The organism is Mesorhizobium sp. LHD-90 (genome assembly GCF_030929505.1).
In the GTDB taxonomy this organism is placed as follows: Bacteria; Pseudomonadota; Alphaproteobacteria; order Rhizobiales; family Rhizobiaceae; genus Kumtagia.
In genome coordinates this window covers 186,942-206,799 of sequence record NZ_JAVFVV010000011.1, presented here as the reverse complement: position 1 = coordinate 206,799, position 19,858 = coordinate 186,942, and the positions used below count along the sequence as shown (strand labels likewise).

The 19,858-nt window shown below is 64.9% G+C and carries 19 protein-coding genes; 6 read left to right on the top strand and 13 right to left on the bottom strand.

Annotated elements, in window-relative coordinates; genetic code table 11:
* Positions 1–16: 16 nt before the first annotated feature.
* The gene (locus tag RB623_RS17530; protein WP_374121692.1) at positions 17–1,690 is read right to left on the bottom strand and encodes an aromatic/alkene/methane monooxygenase hydroxylase/oxygenase subunit alpha; all 1,674 of its coding nucleotides are present in this window, start codon (positions 1,688–1,690) and stop codon (positions 17–19) included.
* Positions 1,691–2,246: 556 nt separating this feature from the next.
* On the opposite strand from RB623_RS17530, the gene RB623_RS17525 reads away from it, so the two are divergent.
* The 5 genes from RB623_RS17525 (at position 2,247) to RB623_RS17505 (ending at position 6,235) form a co-directional block, all read left to right on the top strand.
* Complete coding sequence (locus RB623_RS17525) at positions 2,247–2,726, top strand: hypothetical protein (RefSeq protein ID WP_308058191.1); 480 nt, start codon at positions 2,247–2,249, stop codon at positions 2,724–2,726.
* Positions 2,723–3,037, top strand: coding sequence for a hypothetical protein (locus RB623_RS17520; protein WP_308058190.1), 315 nt, complete (start codon positions 2,723–2,725; stop codon positions 3,035–3,037). The genes RB623_RS17525 and RB623_RS17520 overlap by 4 nt, the downstream gene beginning before the upstream one ends.
* Positions 3,038–3,049: 12 nt before the next feature.
* Positions 3,050–4,168, top strand: a complete 1,119-nt coding sequence (locus RB623_RS17515; RefSeq protein ID WP_308058189.1) for a WD40 repeat domain-containing protein — start codon at positions 3,050–3,052, stop codon at positions 4,166–4,168.
* Between the two features lie 25 nt (positions 4,169–4,193).
* Complete coding sequence (locus RB623_RS17510) at positions 4,194–4,367, top strand: hypothetical protein (protein ID WP_308058188.1); 174 nt, start codon at positions 4,194–4,196, stop codon at positions 4,365–4,367.
* A gap of 452 nt (positions 4,368–4,819) precedes the next feature.
* The gene (locus RB623_RS17505) at positions 4,820–6,235 is read left to right on the top strand and encodes a sodium:proton antiporter (RefSeq protein WP_308058187.1); all 1,416 of its coding nucleotides are present in this window, start codon (positions 4,820–4,822) and stop codon (positions 6,233–6,235) included.
* A gap of 86 nt (positions 6,236–6,321) precedes the next feature.
* Here RB623_RS17505 and RB623_RS17500 read toward each other — a convergent pair whose 3' ends face one another.
* The 11 genes from RB623_RS17500 to RB623_RS17450 form a co-directional block, all read right to left on the bottom strand.
* Entirely contained in the window at positions 6,322–7,029 is a 708-nt protein-coding gene (locus RB623_RS17500; RefSeq protein WP_308058186.1) for an ABC transporter ATP-binding protein, read from the bottom strand.
* A complete protein-coding gene (locus RB623_RS17495) occupies positions 7,026–7,751 on the bottom strand; it encodes an ABC transporter ATP-binding protein (RefSeq protein WP_308058235.1) in 726 nt (241 codons plus the stop codon). Before RB623_RS17495 ends, RB623_RS17500 begins: the two co-directional genes overlap by 4 nt.
* Positions 7,748–8,737 (bottom strand): branched-chain amino acid ABC transporter permease, encoded by a 990-nt coding sequence (locus RB623_RS17490; protein WP_308058185.1) that lies wholly within the window; start codon positions 8,735–8,737, stop codon positions 7,748–7,750. The genes RB623_RS17495 and RB623_RS17490 overlap by 4 nt, the downstream gene beginning before the upstream one ends.
* Positions 8,734–9,615: a branched-chain amino acid ABC transporter permease gene (locus RB623_RS17485; RefSeq protein ID WP_308058184.1), complete on the bottom strand. Its 882-nt coding sequence runs from the start codon at positions 9,613–9,615 to the stop codon at positions 8,734–8,736. The genes RB623_RS17490 and RB623_RS17485 overlap by 4 nt, the downstream gene beginning before the upstream one ends.
* The gene (locus RB623_RS17480; protein ID WP_308058183.1) at positions 9,616–9,909 is read right to left on the bottom strand and encodes a type II toxin-antitoxin system RelE/ParE family toxin; all 294 of its coding nucleotides are present in this window, start codon (positions 9,907–9,909) and stop codon (positions 9,616–9,618) included.
* Positions 9,906–10,190: an antitoxin of toxin-antitoxin stability system gene (locus RB623_RS17475; protein ID WP_308058182.1), complete on the bottom strand. Its 285-nt coding sequence runs from the start codon at positions 10,188–10,190 to the stop codon at positions 9,906–9,908. Before RB623_RS17475 ends, RB623_RS17480 begins: the two co-directional genes overlap by 4 nt.
* Positions 10,191–10,274: 84 nt before the next feature.
* The gene (locus tag RB623_RS17470; protein ID WP_308058181.1) at positions 10,275–11,576 is read right to left on the bottom strand and encodes an ABC transporter substrate-binding protein; all 1,302 of its coding nucleotides are present in this window, start codon (positions 11,574–11,576) and stop codon (positions 10,275–10,277) included.
* Between the two features lie 290 nt (positions 11,577–11,866).
* Positions 11,867–13,264: a hypothetical protein gene (locus RB623_RS17465; protein WP_308058180.1), complete on the bottom strand. Its 1,398-nt coding sequence runs from the start codon at positions 13,262–13,264 to the stop codon at positions 11,867–11,869.
* A gap of 281 nt (positions 13,265–13,545) precedes the next feature.
* Positions 13,546–14,850, bottom strand: a complete 1,305-nt coding sequence (gene pncB / locus RB623_RS17460) for a nicotinate phosphoribosyltransferase (protein WP_308058179.1) — start codon at positions 14,848–14,850, stop codon at positions 13,546–13,548.
* A 137-nt stretch (positions 14,851–14,987) separates the two neighbouring features.
* Positions 14,988–15,794 (bottom strand): class I SAM-dependent methyltransferase, encoded by an 807-nt coding sequence (locus tag RB623_RS17455; RefSeq protein WP_308058178.1) that lies wholly within the window; start codon positions 15,792–15,794, stop codon positions 14,988–14,990.
* Between the two features lie 25 nt (positions 15,795–15,819).
* Entirely contained in the window at positions 15,820–16,767 is a 948-nt protein-coding gene (locus RB623_RS17450; RefSeq protein WP_308058177.1) for an SDR family NAD(P)-dependent oxidoreductase, read from the bottom strand.
* Between the two features lie 260 nt (positions 16,768–17,027).
* Here RB623_RS17450 and speB point away from each other — a divergent pair, with 260 nt between their 5' ends.
* The gene (speB, locus tag RB623_RS17445; protein ID WP_308058176.1) at positions 17,028–18,077 is read left to right on the top strand and encodes an agmatinase; all 1,050 of its coding nucleotides are present in this window, start codon (positions 17,028–17,030) and stop codon (positions 18,075–18,077) included.
* Positions 18,078–18,424: 347 nt separating this feature from the next.
* Here speB and RB623_RS17440 read toward each other — a convergent pair whose 3' ends face one another.
* A complete protein-coding gene (locus RB623_RS17440) occupies positions 18,425–19,834 on the bottom strand; it encodes an MATE family efflux transporter (protein ID WP_308058175.1) in 1,410 nt (469 codons plus the stop codon).
* Between the last annotated feature and the right edge of the window lie 24 nt (positions 19,835–19,858).

Below are 19,858 nucleotides of genomic sequence, written 5' to 3'. Positions count from 1 at the left end.
GCGCCCGGCGAGGGGTCTAGTTGCAGGGGTTGATCGTGAAGCCGGCGCGGTACTCCGCCAGGTGCTTCTCGCGATCGGCCGGCGTCATGGCGCGCAGCGCGTTGAGCGGCGAGCCTAGCGTGTTGCCGCGCACGTCGTCCAGCGTCCACATCTCCTTGTCGTCGAAGCGCAGGTGCGGCTGCGGCACCAGCGTCTTGCCGTCGTTGCGCACGAAATTCAGGTCGACGATGGCGTCGGCCAGATCCCAGCCGTCATAGAGCGTCTCCCACTCGCGCTTGCCGCTGAAGCGGCCCATGGCGGGCGTCGGACGGCCCTGGTACTCGTCGGCGAAGGCTTCCATCACGGTCCAGCGGTCGAGTTCGTGGGCGAAGGTGTAGAGCTGCCCGTCGATCTCGCCGACCACCATGTCCTCGCGGATCAGGCAAGGCACCAGGCACGACCAGCAGCGGTGCGGGTAGACGTAGCCGACGTCGCTGTTGAACAGCAGCACCTTCTCGCCCTTGTGGCTAAGCTTTGCGTACCATTTCCAGAATTCGCCGAACTCGGCGTACCAACCCGGATACTTGTGCTCGAACCACTCGAAGTCCTTGTCGGTCTGCGCCTCGATGCGCCAGAAGTTGACCGGCCAGCCGACCGCGAAGAACTGGCCGACCTTGTGGACGTAGTTCTTCTTGGTGATGCGTTCCCACGCCGCCTGAACGTCGTCGTGATGGACCTTGATGCCGTATTTCTCCAGCGGCAGCATGTAGGTGCGATAGTAGTCCTCGTAGATCCAGCGGTGCCACATTTCCGCGTAGGATTCCTTGTTCTTGTCGCGGTTGGTGGTGCCGTATTCGATGAAGGTGCCGATCGCCGCGTCGACGATGGCGTGGTTCTGCCAGAAGGCGTAGCGCAGGTCGCGCTCCAGCAGCAGGTGGTTTTCCGGCTCCTTCAGCGCCGCCATCAGCAGCGAGTGACCGTTGCCGATGTGGCGGCTCTCATCCGACTGCACCGACAGGAACACGGTCGGCAGCGCGTAGTCGCCGTTGCGGGCGGCTTCCGACGGCATGGCGACGAACAGCGTGTTGGTGAAGGCGGTCTCGGCCACGACCGTCAGGTACATGCAAGCGGCGGTCATCGTGTCGCCGGTAATAAAACCTTCGCCGAACTGGCGGCCGATGGTGGTGGCGTAGCATTTGCCGAAGGCTTCCTCGGTGATGTCGAAGCCGGCCGGATCGATGTAGTTCTCCATGTACCACTTCTTCAGATTCATCTGGATCGTGGAATGGCGGAACTCGTCGACCATCTGCATGGTGAAGCCGGTGCGCAGGTCCTCGCCGGGGGCAAGCCGAGCGACCATCGCCATCGAGCGGGCGGCGGAGATTTCCGGGAAGGGTATGATCGCCAGGAACAGCTTCATCCATTCCACCCAGCGCGGCTCGACATTGCGGAACATGTCGCCGCGTAGCGCGGCGTCGAGCGCGCCGTAGACGCGGTTATCCTTCTCCTCCTGCATGGGGAAGTAGGACCGCAGCACCTGCTTCATCGGGTCGCGCGGCGCCTTGTTGATCTTGTAGTCCGTCGGAAACGTCATCGCTTCCTGGACATAGGTCGGGTTCCAACCGAGGTCGGAAATCTTCTTGGTCGCCTCGCCCACGGAGATGCCGCGCTGCGAGGTGATCTTGTTGAGCGTCAAAGACGTCATCGTCATAAGCCTCCACCAGGTTTGACCGGGGACCCATCGGTCCCGGCATGAGGCGGCGCCCGGCGCCGCCAGTGAAAAAGCGAGCGGCACGGCAAAAGGCGCGCGCTTCCAGGCGCGACCCGTCGTCCGGCCATTCAAGTGGATCACGGCAAAGGTTCTGGAGATTGTTCGCAGATGTCCGCGGCACGCCGTCCGCATATGCGTCGGGCGTACCGAAGCGGGCGCTCCCTGCTTCCTCCGTTCCTTCGTTCTTCTGGCACCGCGCCTGGCGCGATGGGCTTCTTGTGCCGACAAACGATGCAAGGGCCGTGCCAGTCCGATAAATACGCCGCCATCCGGTAAAGGCGGCCCGCAAGACCGGCCTAGCGGACGCTAGCGTACAGTCGGGTGTAACGTTCTTTTACAGGTGTAACTTACGTCTGTAATATTTATAGCTTTCTCGCACATGCGAACATATTACTTCGCAAACGCAATATAGATAGATCGATACTCTCTATTCAATTGCCGCTCTTTCGGACTATTTAAGGCGGAGCCTCATGCGGGCGGGATACGGAAAGCGACCATGCCGAACAAGCGAAAGAGCGACGAACCGCCCAGGCCTTTGTCCATCCAGGCCGACGACGTCGGCGAGGATCTCGTGCGGCTGATGCCGCGCGACCTGGTCTTCGTCATGCGCTTCATGGGCGAGAGCCAGCAACGGCTGCAAAGCCATTTCCAAACCTTCATCCAGGCCGAACTGGAGGCGGCCGGCGTCACCAGCGAGACGCATCCGATGATCCACCTGTTCATCGAGAGCCACGCGATCCTGCTGCGCGACTTCGTGTTTTCCGGCGTTTCTCTGTCGCACCAGTTCCGCATCGAGGAGATCGAGCGCCTCACCGGCGACCCGATGATCCGAGTCGATATCTGGGATCAGTTGAAGAGCCACATCGACACCGCCGAAAAGCAGTTCCGGTTACAGGCCGGCGGGCTGCCGCCGCTGCTGACAGCTTTCGAAGGTCCCGTCGGACCGCCAGCCGGCAAGCGAGGGAGAGTGCGATGACAGATCAAACCGTCGCCCGCGACACGCTCCTAGCCCGGCGGCTGGCCCTCGTCGCCACCCTCTCCGGCCTGACGGCCGAAATGCAAAAGCACAACCAGGTTCTCGCCGGCATCGAGATGGGTGTGCTGCGCATCGAACTCGAAATCGGCAGGACGGGCGCCAGCGAGCAACTGGTGCGGGACTTGCATGAGGCGGAACAGGCGGCCGAGCCGGCGATGGCGCTGCGCGCCGAGTGCGAACAACGCATCGAAGCCGCCGAGAGAGAGGTCGAGGCGGTCGACCGAGACCTTGCCGCTGCCGGCGGCGCCTGAGGAGGAACACCCATGAACCAGCAGTCGATGCGCAACCTGACCCTATTCGATCTGCTGGCCCGCAACTGGCAATGCCAGGCGCCGGTGGCCGGCCTCCGCTTCAGCGGTGATGGTCTTGCGGTCGCCTTCGCCTGGGCCGACGGCACGGTGGCGATCGCCGCCGCCGAGGATCGCGAGCCGCCGGAATCGCGCATCCGCGTGAGCGGCGACCTCGGCCAGACGACAATTCGCCCGCGCGAAAAACCGCCGGTGCCGCTGATCGTCACCGCTGCGTTCGGCGACAACACTGTGCCGCTCGCCATCCAGCCGCGCGCCGGTTTTCTGGCCGGGACGACCGGCGGCGACGTTCTGCCGGTCAGCACCGCCGGCGACGTCGGCGAACCGCTGATCAAGACCGGCAACCCGGTCGTCGCGCTCGACCGCGCGGCGCATGCCGGTGTCATCGCCGCCGGCGGCGATCAGTGCGTTGTCCTGTGGCGCGGGGCGTCCGACACACGCAGCCTGGACCTCGAAAAACCGCTGTCGGGGCTGGCGCTTTCGCCGGACGGACGGCGGCTGGCGCTGGGGTTCGGCGACAGCCTGTCTCTTCGCCCTACCCAGGGCAGCGGCACGTCCCGCGAGATCCCCCTCCCGGCGCGCCCGATTACGATCGGCTGGAGCGGCGACGGCGCATGGCTGGCCTGCGGGCTGGAAACGGGCGGTCTGGCGCTCGTCGGTATGGCCGATGGCCGGATCGACATCGTTCCGGGATTTCCGGCCCCGGTGCGCACACTGTGCTGGAGCGAGCCGGCCGGCGCCCTGTTCGCGTCCGGCGCATTCCGCATCGCCGGCTGGTCGACCGCCGCGCTGCCGCTCGACAGAAAAGCCGGCGGCGCACTGGAGACAGGACATGCCGGACTCGTTGCCATCGAGGTCGTGGCCGCGCATCCGGCAAAACCGCTGGTCGCCGCCGGTTCCGCCAACGGGCGGATCGTCGTCGCCAGGACCGGGTCACGCGACGAGCTTGTCGTGCGGCCGCTGGGCGGAGCGGTGACCGGGCTCGGCTGGTCGGCGGACGGACGGCATCTGGCGATCGGCTGCGCCGACGGGATGGCGGCGATCGTCACCTTTCCCGACCAGATGTTCAAATAGATGGCCCATGAAACAGGAGAATGTCATGCAGACCGATCTCAGCCCCGAGGAACAGAGCAAGGACGCCTTCTTCGAACAGCTCGCCAAAATCTCGGAGGAGATGGTGGCCAGGCACGGCAAGGAATTCAGCATGGGCGCGCTGGTGCTCGCCGCCCGCTGGATCGCCGAGAACAAGACCGGACGGCTGAAGACGAATTAAGGGGCAGCGCGAGCGTCTTGAGGTCGGCCTCGTGGCCGACCTGTTGGATGCCAAGAACCGGACCTGCAATCCATAGGGACGATTGTCGGATCGTGGATATGACCACTCCCTTGAGCGTTGGCGCCGCCCCTCATCTGCCTGCCGGCATCTTCTCCCCGTGAACGGGGAGAAGGACGCTGTCATCGCCGGTTTCGCCCATCGCGAACGTTGCAGGACGGGCGGCGAGGCTGCGGCAGGCGTCTCGCTCCCCGTTTGCGGGGAGATGTCCGGCAGGACAGTGAGGAGCGGCGCCAACGGTGAAAATCACCTGTCCGCAGTATAATTCGCTTCCCGCCTCCCCAATCGGTTGCCCCCTCGCCTCCATAAAGCTATCGGCTGATCGGCGTTGCCCGGCAAAACCCGTGGCACGCAAATCGCCGGCCGGCCGCCGGCCAAAAGACGATGGGAACCTCATGCGATCCTTGCTGCGCGCCGGACTGACCGTCGCCCTCCTCACCCCCACCGCTGCCTTGGCCGCGGAAGGCCTGCCGGGCGTGTCGATGTCCCTGCTATGGGCACTGCCCTTCGTCGGCCTTCTTCTGTCCATCGCCACCGGCCCGCTGCTCTACCCGCATCTGTGGGAGCACCATTACGGCAAGATCACCGCCGGTTGGGCGGCGCTGGTGGTGCTGCCGATGATCGCCACGCAAGGCTGGCATGTTTCGGCCGAAGCGCTGCTGCATACGCTGCTGCTCGAATACCTCTCCTTCATCATCCTCCTGTTCGCGCTGTTCACCATCGCCGGCGGCATACTGGTCGCCGGCAACATCCATGGCACGCCGCTCACCAATGCCGGCCTGCTGGTCATCGGCGCGCTGCTGGCGTCGGTCGTCGGCACGACCGGCGCCTCGATGATCATGATCCGGCCGATCATCCGCGCCAACGACAACCGCCCGTTCAATGCGCATGTCATCGTGTTCTTCATCTTCCTGGTGTCCAACATCGGCGGCGCGCTGACGCCGCTCGGCGACCCGCCGCTGTTCGTCGGTTTTTTGCGCGGCGTCGATTTTTTCTGGACGACCGCGAATCTCTGGATGGAGACGCTGTTCGTCGGCGGCGTCGTGCTGGCGGTCTTCCTGGTGCTCGATTCCTGGCTCCACGTCCGGGAAGCCGGCATGCCGAAGATCAAGGATCCGACGCCGGATAGCGCGGTGAGGGTGCGCGGCCTCGTCAACCTGCCGCTGCTGGCCGGCGTCATCGGCGCAATCCTGCTTTCGGCGGCATGGAAACCGGGTGTCGCCTTCACCGTCGCCGGCGTGCCGCTCGAATGGCAGAATCTTGCCCGCGATGGCATTATCCTGGTGCTTGCGCTGCTCTCGCTGAAGATCACCCGCCGGCAATTGCGCGAGGCGAACGGTTTCACCTGGGGGCCGATCGTCGAGGTGGCGAAACTCTTCGCCGGCATTTTTGTCTGCATCGTGCCGGTCATCGCCATCCTGCGCGCCGGGTCCGAAGGCGCGCTGGCACCGCTGGTCGCGCTGGTCACCGACGAGGCCGGCGCACCGAACGAGCTCGCCTATTTCTGGCTGACCGGCGCGCTGTCCTCCTTCCTAGACAATGCGCCCACCTATCTTGTCTTCTTCGAACTCGCCGGAGGCGATCCGCAGCACCTGATGACCGAACTCGCCACGACGCTCGCCGCCATCTCGGCCGGCGCGGTGTTCATGGGCGCCAACACCTATATCGGCAACGCCCCCAACTTCATGGTCTACGCCATCGCCAAACACCGCGGCGTCAACATGCCGAGCTTCTTCGGCTACATGCTGTGGTCCGGCGCGGTGCTGATCCCGACTTTCTTGCTGGCGGGTTGGGTGTTTTTCGGAGGGTAAGCGCCAGGGGACAGTTTACTTTTCCGCCCGTGCCAGCCTCGAAACGGCTCCGCTTTTCCGCGGAAAAGTAAACTGTCCCCGGTAGTTCACCCCACCCCCACATACCGCTTCACCACATCCGGATCGGCGCGCACTTCGTCGACGCCGACCGTGGCGCGGACGCGCCCGTTTTCCACGAAGGTCACCCGGTCGGCCACCGGCAGCACGGCGTCGACCCGCTGCTCGACCAGCAGCGTCGAGACGCCGCGCTCGCCCAATTGCTCCACCGTCTCGCGGATCTTGGCGATCATCGACGGCATCAGCCCCTCGGTCGGCTCGTCGAGGAGCAGCACGTCGGGCCCGAGGCAGAGCGCGCGCGCCATGGCGAGCATCTGCTGTTCACCGCCGGACAGCGTGCCGGAGCGCTGCTTCAGCCGCTCGCGCAAGATCGGGAAAAGCGCGAGCACGTTTTCCCGGGTCGCCGCGCCCTTGCCGCGCGCCATCAACCCGATCTCGATGTTTTCGGCGACGCTCATCTCGGCGAACAGCCGGCGTCCCTGCGGCACATAGGCGACGCCGGCCTTCGGCACTTCATGCGCCGGCAGGCGGGTCAGGTCCCTCGCGCCGAGCATGATCCTGCCGGAGCGCGCCGGCACCAGCCCCATGATCGCCTTCAGCAGCGTCGTCTTGCCGGCGCCGTTGCGCCCGAGCAGGCAATGCACCTCGCCGCGCCGCAGCTCGAACGACAGGCCGTGCAGCACCTGCACCTCGCCGTAAAAGCAATCGAGATCGGCAATCTCCAGCGCGGTCGTCATGCGCCCGCCCCAAGATAGGCGGCCTGCACGGCCGCATCGGCGCGGATTTCGTCGGGCGCGCCCTCGGCCAGCACTTTTCCGGCATCGAGCACGGTGATGCGGTCGGCCAGAGCCATCACCACCGGCATGTTGTGCTCGATGATCAGCACCGTCGCCTCGCGCGCCACCTCCCTCACCAGCGCGACAAAATTCTCGATCTCGCCGTCGGACAGCCCCTGCGTCGGCTCGTCGAGGATGAGCAGGCGCGGCTTCAGCGCCAGCCCCATCGCCACTTCGAGCAGCCGCTGGTGGCCGTATGACAGCGACCCGGCGATCTCGTGCAAGCGGTCTGCGAGGCCGGTTGCCGACAGCGCCGCCATGACGCCTTCCCGCAGATGGCCGACCGCCCGCCCGTCGGTCAGCGTGCGCTGCACCGCCAGCGCGACGTTATCGTAGGCAGACAGGTTGGAAAAAACGCTGGTGATCTGGAAGGTGTAGGCGATGCCGGCGCGCACGCGCCGGTGCGCCGGCAGTTTTGTGATATCGCTTCCATCGAAAGAAATCGTGCCGGCGGTAGGCTCGATGCGGCCGCAGATCAGACTGACGAAGGTGGTTTTTCCGGCGCCGTTCGGGCCGATGACGGCGCGCACCTCACCCGGCATGACGGAAAAGTCGACCCCGTCGACGGCACGCAGCCCGCCGAAGTGCTTCTTCAGGCCGGATGTGGCGATCAGCGGCGTCACGGCAGCCATCGCACCCACCGCTCGCGCACCGTGCCCAGAATGCCTTTCGGGAAGAACAGGATGAGCAGCACCAGTGCCACGCCGACGATGCCGAGCGAACTCAGGTTCCAGCCCGGCAGCCAGGCCTTCAGCAGATCGCCGGAACTGTCGATGAGATAAAACATCAGCAGCGTGCCGACGAGGGGGCCGAGGGTCGTCGCTGCACCGCCGAGCAGCACCCAGAGCAGCGGCAGGATCGAATACTGGATCGACGCGAAGGTGGCGCCGACATAGCCGAACAGGATGGCGTAGGCCGCGCCCGCCGCCGCGCAGATCACGCCGGACAGCACCGTCGCCGCCAGCTTGTTGGCAAAAGCGTCGAAACCCAGCATTCGCGTGCGCTCCTCGTTCTCGCGGATTGCCACCAGCACGCGGCCGAAACGAGAGCGCACAACCGCCAGCGTGACCACCAGCACCAGCGAGAACAGCGCCAGCGCCGCGAAATAGCGCGTGACCGGGCTGGTGAGGTCGAGATCGACGCCGGCAAAGGACAGCCGCCGCTGGCCTTGCGCAATCACCAACCCCTCGTCGCCGCGCGTCCATGAGCCGAAATAGAATAGCGCCAGATAGAAGACCTGGGCGAACATCATGGTGACGATCATGAAGGCGACACCGGTGGTCCTCAGCGCCAGGAAGCCGATGGCCAGCGACAGCAACGCGCCGGCAACGAGCCCTGCGGCGAAGGCCGGCAAAACACCCCAGCCGAGATGCACCATTGTGAGCCCCGCGCCATAAAGCCCGGCGCTGAAGAACATGGCGTGGCCGAGGCTGAGCAGGCCGGCATAGCCGAACAGAAGATTGTAGCCCATGGCGAAGACCGCCAGCACCATGACGCGCGCGAACACGCCGTGATGATACTCCGGCAGGAGGAACGCCAGCACCGCCAGCAGCGCGATCAGCGCAGCGTGCAGGCCATAGTGTTTTGCCGGCGAACTTTCTCCGCTCATCTGGCCGCCGTGCCGAACAGGCCCTGCGGCCGGAACACCAGCACCATGGCGACCAGCAGCGTCGCGATGATTTTTGCCAGCGTCGGCGTGTAGAAGACGGAGATGATACCGTCCGACAAGCCGACCAGCAGCGCCGCGATCACCGTGCCGCGCAGCGAGCCCAGCCCGCCGATGATGACGACGATGAAGGACAACAGCAGCGGGTCGCGGCCCATCAGATAGTGCGCCTGGCTGATCGGCACCGTGAGCACGGCTGCCACCGCCGCCAGCATCGCCCCCAGTGCGAACACGCCAGCATAGACTTTTGTGACGGGAATGCCGAAGGCCTGGGCGGTCTCGCGGTCATATTGCGTGGCACGCATCACCAACCCGATCTTCGTGCGCGTCAGCATGTACCATGTGCCGGCCAGCAGCAGGGCCGAGGCGGCGATGACGGCAAGCTTGTAGCCGGAATAGCCGAACCAGGGCAGCAGCACGCGGTAGCTGAACGGCGCCTCGACCGGCCGCGCCTCGGGGCCGTAAAAGGTCAGCGCCGCCTGCTGGAAAATGTAGAGCAGGCCGATGGTGGCGACGATGGTCGATTCCGGGTTGTATTCCAGCCGCCGCAACACCAGCCGTTCGGAGGCGAGCGCGATCGCCCCGACGATCAGCGGGCTGACGACCAGCGCCACCAGAAACCCCAGCGCCGGATGGCCGCTCACCAGCGAGGCTACCCACCAGGCCAGCACCGCGCCCAGCATATAAAACTCGCCATGCGCGACATTGACGACGCGCATGACGCCGAACACCAGCGACAGCCCCAGCGCCGTCAGCGCCAGCACCGCCGAATTGACGAGGCCTTCAAGCGTGGCCAGCAGAAGGTGGGGACCGAAGGCCATTCAGTCAGACTCGTCGGAGATTGGAGGCCATTGCCGGGCGGTGTGGGCTACAGAAGTAATCCAGACTCCATCGTCACGAACCTCGTAGACCATCCTATAGCTACTATGAGGGATGAGTTCCCTTGTGCCGGGAATTATGCCGACACGGCCCAATAGGGGAAATTCCGCAAGTCGTTTTGCGGCAGCTTCGAAAAGCTCATCAACTCTGGATGCCGCCCTAGGGTTGTCAACCGCGATGTACTCGGTGAGTTCGAGGCGGTCCGCCTCCGCTTCAGGGGTCCAGGTAACTTTCACGCATCGCGCTCGCGGGCTCTACGCTCCCATTCCGCACGGCGTCTCGCGAAATCGGCCCTAACCTCCTCGTCGGGGCGGCCCCTTCCGGCTTCGATGGACTTACGCGCCTTCTCGACCTTACGGCGCAAGAATTCAACATACTCACGATCCTGTTCCACAAAATCACGCATGAATTCGCGGACGATCTGAGACGCCGGCCGGTCGGCAGCTTCTGCCGCCGCCATAAAGGCATCGCGCAGTTCGGGCTCCAGCTTCATGGTGAAAACAGCTTCCTTGGCCATGGCTATCTCCAATCAAGGTACTGACCACGTATATACCACGTCAGCACTTCCATAGCCAGACCGGTCACATCGCAGAGGCCATCGTCACAGCGGCTGCGTCGTATAATCCCCCTCCGGCTCGTAGAGCCCGTCCTCGATCGTCGTGCGGTGCACAACCTTGAGTTTTCCGCCCTCCACCTTCGAGATGTTCTGGTGGCCGAAGACCTGGTGGATCTTGCCGTTGAAGACCTTGTCGCCCTGCGGGTGCTCCGGCCCCTCGGCGAAGGCAGTCAGCGCCTCGGTCGCCTCGACCAGCTTGGCGCGGTCCTCGGGACCCTTGTAGCCGGAATCCTCCATCGCCTTCTTGATAACGTAGAGCGTCTCCCAGCAGCCGAACATGTGGGCGGCCGTCGACACGTCCTTGGGGTCGCCTACCGCCGCGCCGTTCTCGTCGATGCCGACGGCGGCGCGATAGGCTTTCTGCGCCTCGGAGTCGTTTTCCTGCGCATAGCGCGGCGAGCCTTCCCAGAAATGGCTGCCGTCCAGGAATTCCAGGCCGGGGCTGTTGATGTCGACAGCTTCCAGCGAATCGATGAAGCCGAACAGTTGCGGCCGGTTGGAGCCATAGAACTCGCCGAGTTCCTTGACGAAGGTCAGCACCGCCGGCCCGACCATGACATGGTAGAGCACCTCGGTGTCGGCCGGGATCTGCGGAAAATATTTGGTGAACGAGCTTTCCGTCGGCGGAATGGCGATCTGCGCGATCACGTCGGCGCCCTGCGCCTTAAGCGCCGGCGGCAGATAATCGCGGTGATCGTAGCCGAAGGCGAAGTCCGGGAAAATCTGCGTGACCTTCTTGCCGACATTGCCGGCGATCCACGGCGCCATCGCCTGGATCTGGCTCTTCACGTCGGTGATGCCGGGCTGGAAGACGTAGCGGTTAAGTTTTGTCGAGGCGACGTGGTGTCCCTCGCTCACCACGAAATAGGGCAGTTTTGCCTCGCCCGCAGCCGGCGCCGAGCCGATGACGACATGCGAAAACAGCGTGCCATAGGCGACATCGACCTTGTGCTGGGTGGCGAACTTGCCGATGACCTCGGCGCCACGGCCGGGATCGGTGCCGTCGTCCTCGATGATCACCTCGACCGGCCGTCCGTTGATGCCGCCGGCATCGTTGATCAGCTTGACCGCCGCGGCGGTGGTCTTCTCGTACCAGCGGCCGTAGGCGGCGCCGATACCGGTGCGATGCGACTGGAAGCCGATCTTTATGGGCGCCGAGCTCTGCGCCTGCGAATATCGCACGAAGCCCGGAGCCGCCACGAGACCGGCGGAGGCCGCCAGCCCCTTGAGAGCGGTGCGGCGGTTGAGGCGCGTGCCGATGAGGCTGGAAGCCTTGCTTGTGGTCATGCCGATTCCCCTCTGACGATCAGTCCGGAACCCGCGCGAAGCGTGGTTTCCGGCACCCGAAACCCGTTGATGCGGAAACTAAATCATCAATCCCGGGGTGCCGCAAGGGCAGGCATTTGCCGGCGCCGGCCCTTCGCCATCGCTCCCTGCCCTGCGGGCGTTCAATGCCTTCGAAAGGTCCACTGGACCTTTCAATTCGCCCGATGGGCGAACCGGCATTTCTCCGTTCGTCGTTCGAAAAGCGTTCGCAAGCTCACCGTTGGCTTTTCGTCCGCTTCGCGGACCACTCCTCACCCCGCCGTCGGCGTCGACAGCAGCCAAAGGCCGAACACCGTGTAGCCGATCATCAGCAGCGTCAGCGGCAGTTGCGACAGCGATGCCCGACTGGAACCGGCGTGCAGCCGCCCGGCCAGCCCATGCGCGACCAGGACCGCCAGCACATGCCCACCGATGATGGCGAATGCCTGGGCGTTCCAGATGAGGAAGGCCTGTTCGGAGCCCATGACGATGCCGGCCGACACCGGCATATAGGCGGTGCCGAACAGATTCCATCCCAGCCCGAACGGGTCCGACAGGGAGACAGCCGCATATTGCGCGTTGACCAGGAACGCCGTCAGGTAATGCGAAAAATGATACGCCAGCGCGATCGGCACGATCGACCACACCAGCAGTCCCGCCGCCCGCCGCGCCGATCCTTCGCCGGCAAGACGTTCTCCGATAAAGACGCAAATGAGGAACACCGCCGCAAGCGCCAAAAACATCAGCGCCAGGCCGGTGGCGTTGATACCTTGCATGGCGGAGCGACCGGGAAATTCCAGCGGGTTGATGCCGTTCGCTCCCAGCCACATGAAGGTCTTGGAAAACCCGTCGAAGGAGACCGAGGCCAGCGCCAGCAGCAGGAACAGCGTGCCGGACAGCGGCAGCGGCTGCTCCCGCCAAAGTTTCGCGCCGGGCAGGCAGAGTGAGATACGCCAGCGGTCGTCGTCAGATGCGGCGTCGAGCACGCCGAAACGCGAGATCATGCGAAAGAACACTGACAAAAATTCACCGCGCGCGGCCCATTGCTCGTGGCCGACCGTCAGCATGACCGCGAATGTCAGCAGCCAGTAGCCGCCAACCGCGAATGCCAGCCGGTACGGATCGTCCGGCGCGGCGTCGATCAGTTCGAACCAGGCGAAGGCGGCGAACAGCAGCACCGCCGGCCAGTAACCGAACCATTGCGGCAGAGCGCGCCGCCGATAGTTGGGCATGATTGCGCGGGCTAGTTCTACCGGCGCATACCAGGGGTCCAGCCAGCGCCAGAGATTGCCGAGAAGACCCTGCACGATCGTCAGTCCGATCCACAGAAGCGTCCACACCGTCAACGGCAGCGGATTGGAGAGAGGATCGCGGCTGCCGAAAATGCCGGCGGCGACGAGGGCACCCAAAAGCAGGAACGAGGCCAGGCTTGTCCAGAACCGCAGAGCTTCCGGCACGGAAAACAGCGGCAACCGCCATGCCGCTAGTCTTTCCGACGCGTTTTGCGGCACGAAAAACAGCGCCAAGAAACTTGCGGCCACCGCGACCGCGCCGCCGAACAGGTAGTAGCCGGTCGGCAGCAGCAGCACGTAGCCGCGGTCGGAGGCGTGGGCGAGGGCGTGCGATGGGGTGAAAAGAAAGACCAGCCACGAAATGAAGGTCAATTCCATCCAGTGTGTCGGGGAAAGTCTCCGTCCGCGCTCTACGTTGCCCCCCTCTGTCCTGCCGGACATCTCCCCCACGAGGGGGGAGATTGGCAGTTGCGACCTCGGCGGTTCTCTTGAGACATCTGCGATTGGCGAAGACAAAGCGGGCGGGCCAATCTCCCCCCTCGTGGGGGAGATGTCCGGCAGGACAGAGGGGGGCAACGTAGAACGAAAAGCCTGCATGCTCGTTGTTATGGACTTCTGCCTTGCCTCCAATTCAGGCGTCGAGGACTACGTCAAGCTCCCTACACCTTCACCTCGTGCTCCACCCGCTCCTCGTCGCCGAAGACACGCAGGTAGCGCGCGATCTCGGCCAAGTCGCCGGTGGCCTTGGCGGGATTGTCCGACAGTTTCACCGCCGGCCGGCCATTGGCCGCCGTTACCTTGCAGACCAGCGAGATGGCGTTCAGCCGGTCGGTCTCCACCGGCGCGCAATCCTCGAAATCGTTGGTCAGGTTGGTGCCCCAGCCGAAGGCCATGCGCACCTTGCCGTCGAAATGCTTGTAGGTCTCCTCGATCGCGTCCACGTCGAGCCCGTCGGAAAAGATCAGCAGCCGGTTGCGCGGGTCGACGCCCTTCGAGCGCCACCACGCCAGGATCTTTTCGCCGCCCTCGATCGGCGGGGCGCTGTCGGGGCGAAAACCCGTCCAGTCGGCCACCCAGTCGGGCGCGTCGCGCAGGAAGGAGGCCGTGCCGAAGGCGTCGGGCAGCACGATCAGCAGATTGCCGCCGTAATAGCGCTGCCAGTCCCGCAGCACGTGGTAAGGCGACCGCCGCAATTCCTCGTCGCTGTTGGTCAGCGCCGCGAACACCATCGGCAGTTCGTGCGCGTTGGTGCCCAGCGCCTCCAGATCGGTGTCCATAGCGAGCTTGACGTTGCTGGTGCCGGTAAAGGCGTCGCCGATGCCTTCCTTCAACGCCTCGACACACCAGCGCTGCCACAGGAAGGAGTGGCGGCGGCGGGTACCGAAGTCGGAGACCTTCAGGTTCGGCAGTTTTCGCAGCCGCTCGGTCTTGTCCCACAGCTTCGCCTTGGCGCGGGCGTAAAGCACGTCGAGCGAGAACGGCCCGAAACCGCTCATCGCGGCGCGCGAGCGGAGCTCGTTGATGATCGCCAGCGCCGGGATCTCCCACATGGACGTATACATCCACGGCCCGTGGAAATGCAGCTCGTACTGGCCGTCCTTCTTCTCCAGCTCGTATTCGGGCAACTGGAAATTTTCTAGCCAGGCCAAAAACTCCGGCTCGAAAATCTGCTTGCGGCCGTAAAAGCTGTTACCAGCCAGCCAGATCATCTCCTTCTTGGAGAAGCGAAGCGTGCGGGCGTGGTCGAGTTGCTCGCGCAACGCGCCCTCGTCGATCTCCTCCGCCAGCCGGGCGCTGGTGGTGCGGTTGATCAGCGAGAAGGTGGCGTCCACCTTCGGATACATGCCCCAGATCATCTGCAGCATGAGCAGTTTGTAGAAATCCGTATCCAGCAGGCTGCGGACGATGGGGTCCAGCTTCCAGGCATGGTTATAGACGCGTCTGGCGATGTCGGTCCTGGCCATCGGCCCAAAAACCCCGCTGTTACCTCCCGGGCCGGTCAGACCCGAAAGCGCCTATAGCATTGAAATGCTTGGCACGCGCCAGCTTTCATTTGGCGCTGCAGGCGACTTGCCGTGCAGCGCCCGCTCTCGGGGGAAGGTCAGACCGTCGGGACGACGCCCCTGCACGCCCAGGCTACGGACACGAACGACCTCGGGCCGTCGGGCTTGCCGCCTTCGTAGGCTGCGCGCACGGCGGCGTCCGTTTCCGCCCGCTCCGCCGGCCCCAGCGACGTGACATATTTGCCGAGCGGCCCCTCGCCCGCGGCGATAGGCTCCCAGTAATCCTCGAAGGACTGAAAATCCATGCGGATGGCGAGCGACGTCTCCTCGACGTCGAGCAGCCCCTGTCCGATGAAGCAATCCTTCATCTCGCCAGGCCGCATCATGGGTTGAAAGAAGTACCGGCTGCGCTGTTCGCGCGCCGCTTCGCTCAGCGTCGCGACTGTGTCCCACATCATGCGCATGGCCGGCATGCCGCCGAAATGGTCCCAAACTGCCGCTGCGACCACGCCGCCCGGCCGCGCCACCCTGCGCATTTCGGAAACGGCCTTGGCCGTGTCCGGCACGAAATGCAGAACCAGCAGCGCCAGCGCGCGGTCGAAGTAGTCGTCGTCGAATGGAAGTGCGCAAGCATCCCCCTGCTGGATGCCAATGCGTGGGTCGTGGTTGCGTCGCTGCGCCTCCTCGACGAAGACGGGCGAAAAGTCGATCGCAGCGATCTCGGCGACGTTTGCGGCTTGAGGCAGCGCGAATGTCAGGCTGCCGGTGCCGCATCCGACATCGATGACCCGCTCGCCGTCGGCGAGACCTGCGAAGGCGATAAACTGCGGCGCCAGTTTCTTGCTCCAGCGGCCCATCAACTGCTCGTAGCCGCTGGCTTGGCGAACGTTGAAGCTGGACGTCATCGGAGTCTCCCGGGCTGGGCATATTTTATGCCCCGTCAGCACCGTTGCCAAGCGCGGGCGGGCAGCCGGCACGGCAACGGAATGCAGACGTTTGCGTGAGGCGTTGACGAAGAATGGTCCTGAGCCGGGAGCGCCGTGGCTGATCCGCATCCAGCCGGCCCTTTCGACGGTCAAGACCATGCCTGCGTGACCTCAGGACCAGCCGGACCGGCTGCCCGCAATCATCGCGCCACGTAGCCGCCGTCTGCCGACAGGATCGCGCCGGTGACGAAGGACGAGGCGTCGGAGGCGAGGAGGCGATCGCCTCGGCGATCTCCTGCGGCGAGCCGATGCGGCCAATCGGATGCGCGGCCTTGATGGCGCGCTCTGCCGCGACCGGGTCGGGCTGGCTGTCCAGGTAGCGGGTCAGGAACGGCGTGTCGATGGAACCCGGCGCCACGGAATTCACCCGCACGCCATGTTCCGCATAGTCCACCGCAAGCTGCCGCGTCAGTTGCACGATCGCGCCCTTGCTGGCGCAGTAGGCAGCCTGCAAGGGCAGGCCGACCAGGCCGGAGATCGAGCTGACGCTGACGATCGAGCCGCTCTTTTGCCTGATCATTTCCGGCAGCACCGCACGGCAGTGGTGGAACACGCCGGTGACGTTGACCGCCATCAGGTCGTTCCACTCGTCTTCACCGGTCGACAGTATGTCCTTGGTGATGATGACGGCGGCGTTGTTCACCAGGATATCGAGCCGCCCGAAACGCGACAGCGCGGTCTCGACCGCCTTGCGCGCCGTCTCGGCCTTGCGCACGTCGCCGCTGACGGCCGCCACGTTCGGCGCCTCGAGCTGCGCGACATTGGCGTCCACGTCTTCCGCCACCACCGAGGCCCCGCGCCGCGTCAGAAGCTCGACGGTCGCCCGCCCCACGCCACCCGCGGCCCCGGTGACAATTGCAACCTTGCCGTCGAGCGGCTTTGCATCATTCATGACTGTCCTCCCATTTTTCCACCGCCGACTCGGCTCACGGCTGGCCAAGCGTCAGATAGCACAACTATCGGATGCGCCACCGCCCCGTGAGGCCCCTTTCGGCCGAGCCAGGGGCCGCAGCTCGCTCGCGACACGGCTACAGCCCGCCGACCACCGAATCTCCACCTGGCCCAAGACCTCGCCCGCCAGAAGCGACGAAACCGGTTGATCTTTTGCAAGCCCAAGGCGAACCTGCCGCCATCGACTAGGGGAGATCGTCCATGGGTTTCGACGCCGAGAAACTGGAAGCGCTGCGCCGCCGATACGCGGACCTGCCCGGCGGCGACATGTACGACCCGAAATTCCGGCGGGTGGCGGAAAAGATCTTCAAAGGCGGCACCCGGGTCGCGCCCTATGCCGGCGTACCGACGTTCCTGTCGGCGCCCTACCTGCCGGTCGACGCCAACGATCCGGATTTCGGCGATTTGCAGGTCGCCATCGTCGGCATGCCGATGGATCTCGGCGTCACCAACCGCTCCGGCTCGCGCTTCGGGCCGCGCGCGCTGCGCGCCATCGACCGCATCGGACCCTACCACCACGTGCTCGACTGCGCTCCGGTCAGCGAGCTTAGAGTCGCCGACATCGGCGACGTGCCGTTCCGCAGCCGCTACCGGCTGGAGATGAGCCATGACGACATCGAAAAGCGCGTCGGCCAGATCGTTGCTGCCGGCGTGCTGCCGCTGTCGGTCGGCGGCGACCATTCGATCACCCACCCGATCCTCAAGGCGGTCGGCAAGGAGCAGCCGGTCGGCCTGATCCACATCGACGCGCATTGCGACACCAGCGGCAGCTTCGACCAGACGAAATTCCACCATGGCGGGCCATTCCGCAACGCCGTGCTCGACGGCGTGCTCGACCCGACCCGCACCATCCAGATCGGCATACGCGGCCCGTCGGAGTATCTGTGGGAGTTCACCTACGAATCCGGCATGACCGTCGTCCATGCGGAAGAAATCGACGGCGTGGGCATACCCGCCGTCATCGAGAGGGCGAGAAAGATCGTCGGCGACGGGCCGACCTATCTCTCCTTCGACATCGACAGTCTCGACCCGGCCTTCGCGCCGGGCACCGGCACGCCGGAGGTCGGCGGGCTGACGACACGCGAGGTGCTCGAATTGCTGCGCGGCCTGAAGGGCCTGAACATCGTCGGCGGCGACGTGGTCGAGGTGGCGCCGCAATACGACGCCACCGCCAACACCGCCCATGCCGGCGCGCAGGTGCTGTTCGAGATCCTGTCGCTGATGGTGTTCAGCCCGGCGCTGCGGAAGTAGGAGGGTTGCCGTCTTTTCGGTCGCCGCCATTCATTTTCAGCGCCCCTCTCTTGCGATTTCTAACACTTAGCTGTCGCTGACGGGCTTCGCCCTGCTCCAGCTAAGGTGTTGAAATCGCTTTCTCTCCCGCAAGGGGAGAGATAGAGCTGGCATCAACGTTGGAGATTGGCGACAAGTTTGCGGCAGCGCCTATCTCCCCCCTTGCGGGGGAGAATGGATTTTCACGATCTTAGCCGAGCAGCCGAAGCCCGGAGGGCGAAGGCGAAATGCGAGGTTAAGTCGTAGAAAATCCAAGAGAGGGGCAAAGAAACTGAGAACAGCCTACTCGCTGACGCAATGTCGTCACCTCACCCGAACGCCCGTCTCTCGTCCATCAGACCCAGCCGCTCGCGCCGCAGCCAGCGTGCCAGCAGCAGCACGGCGACCACGATCAGCCCGGCCGACAGGCCGATCCAGATGCCATTGCCCTTCAGCCCCAGCGGGAACGCGAGCAGCGCGCCGAGCGGCAGGCCCACGCCCCAATAGCCGATCGCCGCGTAGATCATCGGCACCTTGGTGTCGTGCAGACCGCGCAGCATGCCGGCGCCCACCGCCTGCGCGCCGTCGGCGACCTGGAACAGGCCCGCGAAGGCCAGGAACGTCACCGCCAGCGCGATCACATCCTTGTTCTCCGGCGCGCCCATGTCGATGAAGCCGGCAATCAGCACGGTCGGCATGGTGATCATCGCCAGCGCCGTCAGCGCCATGAAACCGACGCCGATCGCATAGGCCGTCCAGCCGGCCCGCGCGATGCCGTCTGGATCGCGCGCGCCGAAGGCCAGCCCGACGCGCACCGTCACCGCCTGATTCATGCCCAGCGGCACCATGAAGGAGATCGAGGCGATCTGTATGGCGATGGCATGGGCGGCGAGCGAGGCGGAATCGATCAGCCCCATCAGCAGCGCCGCGGCATTGAAGATAGTGACCTCGAAAGCCAGGATGCCGGCGATCGGCATGCCGAGCTTCAGCAGCGCCTGGAAACGCGGCCAGTCGGGGCGCCAGAAACGGCCGAACAGACTGTAGCGCCGGAATTTCCGTTCCACCGAAACCACCGTCGCCAGTCCGGCGAACATGAAGCAACTCGCCAGTGTCGTCGCCAGCCCGGCGCCGGCGACGCCCATTTCGGGCAGGCCGAGATGGCCGAACATCAGGCACCAAGCGAGTGCCGCGTTCAGCGCCACCGCAAGGAAAACGATGATCAACGCCCAGCCGGGGCGCTCCAGCGCCGAGATGAAGGAGCGCAGCACGATGTAGCCGTAGAAGGGCAGAACCGCCCATTGCAGCCAGCGCACGTAGGTTCCGGCCTGCGCGGCCAGCGCCGGCTCCTGGCCCATCCAGTTCAGCAAGGTCTCGGCGTTCCAGAGAAAGGCCCAGATCGGCAGGCAGATCAGCACGGCGAGCCAAAGACCCTGCCGCACAGTACGGCGCACGTCGCGCACCGAATGCTTCTTGCGGCCGAGTTCGGTGGCGATCATTGGCGAGGTCGCCAGCATCAGGCCGAGGCCGAAGATCAGCGGCATGAAATAGAGGTTCGAGCCGAGCGCGCCGGCGGCCAGCGCCTGCGGTCCGAGCCGGCCCATCAGCATCACGTCGGTGGCGTTCATGGCCGTCTGGCCGAGATTGGTGAGGATCATCGGCCAGCCGAGCGCCAGCATCGCCTTGATCTCGCCACGCCACGGATTTTCCGGCGCTCGCACGCCGGCCTCGATCGCGGTCATTGTCGTCTACTTTCGGATCGCGGC

Excerpts from the sequence above, each read along its gene's own strand:
- RB623_RS17530 (WP_374121692.1), bottom strand. The coding sequence starts at position 1,690 with ATGACGATGACGTCTTTGACGCTCAACAAGATCACCTCGCAGCGCGGC.
- RB623_RS17525 (WP_308058191.1), top strand. The coding sequence starts at position 2,247 with ATGCCGAACAAGCGAAAGAGCGACGAACCGCCCAGGCCTTTGTCCATC.
- RB623_RS17520 (WP_308058190.1), top strand. The coding sequence starts at position 2,723 with ATGACAGATCAAACCGTCGCCCGCGACACGCTCCTAGCCCGGCGGCTG.
- RB623_RS17515 (WP_308058189.1), top strand. The coding sequence starts at position 3,050 with ATGAACCAGCAGTCGATGCGCAACCTGACCCTATTCGATCTGCTGGCC.
- RB623_RS17510 (WP_308058188.1), top strand. The coding sequence starts at position 4,194 with ATGCAGACCGATCTCAGCCCCGAGGAACAGAGCAAGGACGCCTTCTTC.
- RB623_RS17505 (WP_308058187.1), top strand. The coding sequence starts at position 4,820 with ATGCGATCCTTGCTGCGCGCCGGACTGACCGTCGCCCTCCTCACCCCC.
- RB623_RS17500 (WP_308058186.1), bottom strand. The coding sequence starts at position 7,029 with ATGACGACCGCGCTGGAGATTGCCGATCTCGATTGCTTTTACGGCGAG.
- RB623_RS17490 (WP_308058185.1), bottom strand. The coding sequence starts at position 8,737 with ATGAGCGGAGAAAGTTCGCCGGCAAAACACTATGGCCTGCACGCTGCG.
- RB623_RS17485 (WP_308058184.1), bottom strand. The coding sequence starts at position 9,615 with ATGGCCTTCGGTCCCCACCTTCTGCTGGCCACGCTTGAAGGCCTCGTC.
- RB623_RS17475 (WP_308058182.1), bottom strand. The coding sequence starts at position 10,190 with ATGGCCAAGGAAGCTGTTTTCACCATGAAGCTGGAGCCCGAACTGCGC.
- RB623_RS17470 (WP_308058181.1), bottom strand. The coding sequence starts at position 11,576 with ATGACCACAAGCAAGGCTTCCAGCCTCATCGGCACGCGCCTCAACCGC.
- RB623_RS17465 (WP_308058180.1), bottom strand. The coding sequence starts at position 13,264 with ATGGAATTGACCTTCATTTCGTGGCTGGTCTTTCTTTTCACCCCATCG.
- pncB (WP_308058179.1), bottom strand. The coding sequence starts at position 14,850 with ATGGCCAGGACCGACATCGCCAGACGCGTCTATAACCATGCCTGGAAG.
- RB623_RS17455 (WP_308058178.1), bottom strand. The coding sequence starts at position 15,794 with ATGACGTCCAGCTTCAACGTTCGCCAAGCCAGCGGCTACGAGCAGTTG.
- RB623_RS17450 (WP_308058177.1), bottom strand. The coding sequence starts at position 16,767 with ATGAATGATGCAAAGCCGCTCGACGGCAAGGTTGCAATTGTCACCGGG.
- speB (WP_308058176.1), top strand. The coding sequence starts at position 17,028 with ATGGGTTTCGACGCCGAGAAACTGGAAGCGCTGCGCCGCCGATACGCG.
- RB623_RS17440 (WP_308058175.1), bottom strand. The coding sequence starts at position 19,834 with ATGACCGCGATCGAGGCCGGCGTGCGAGCGCCGGAAAATCCGTGGCGT.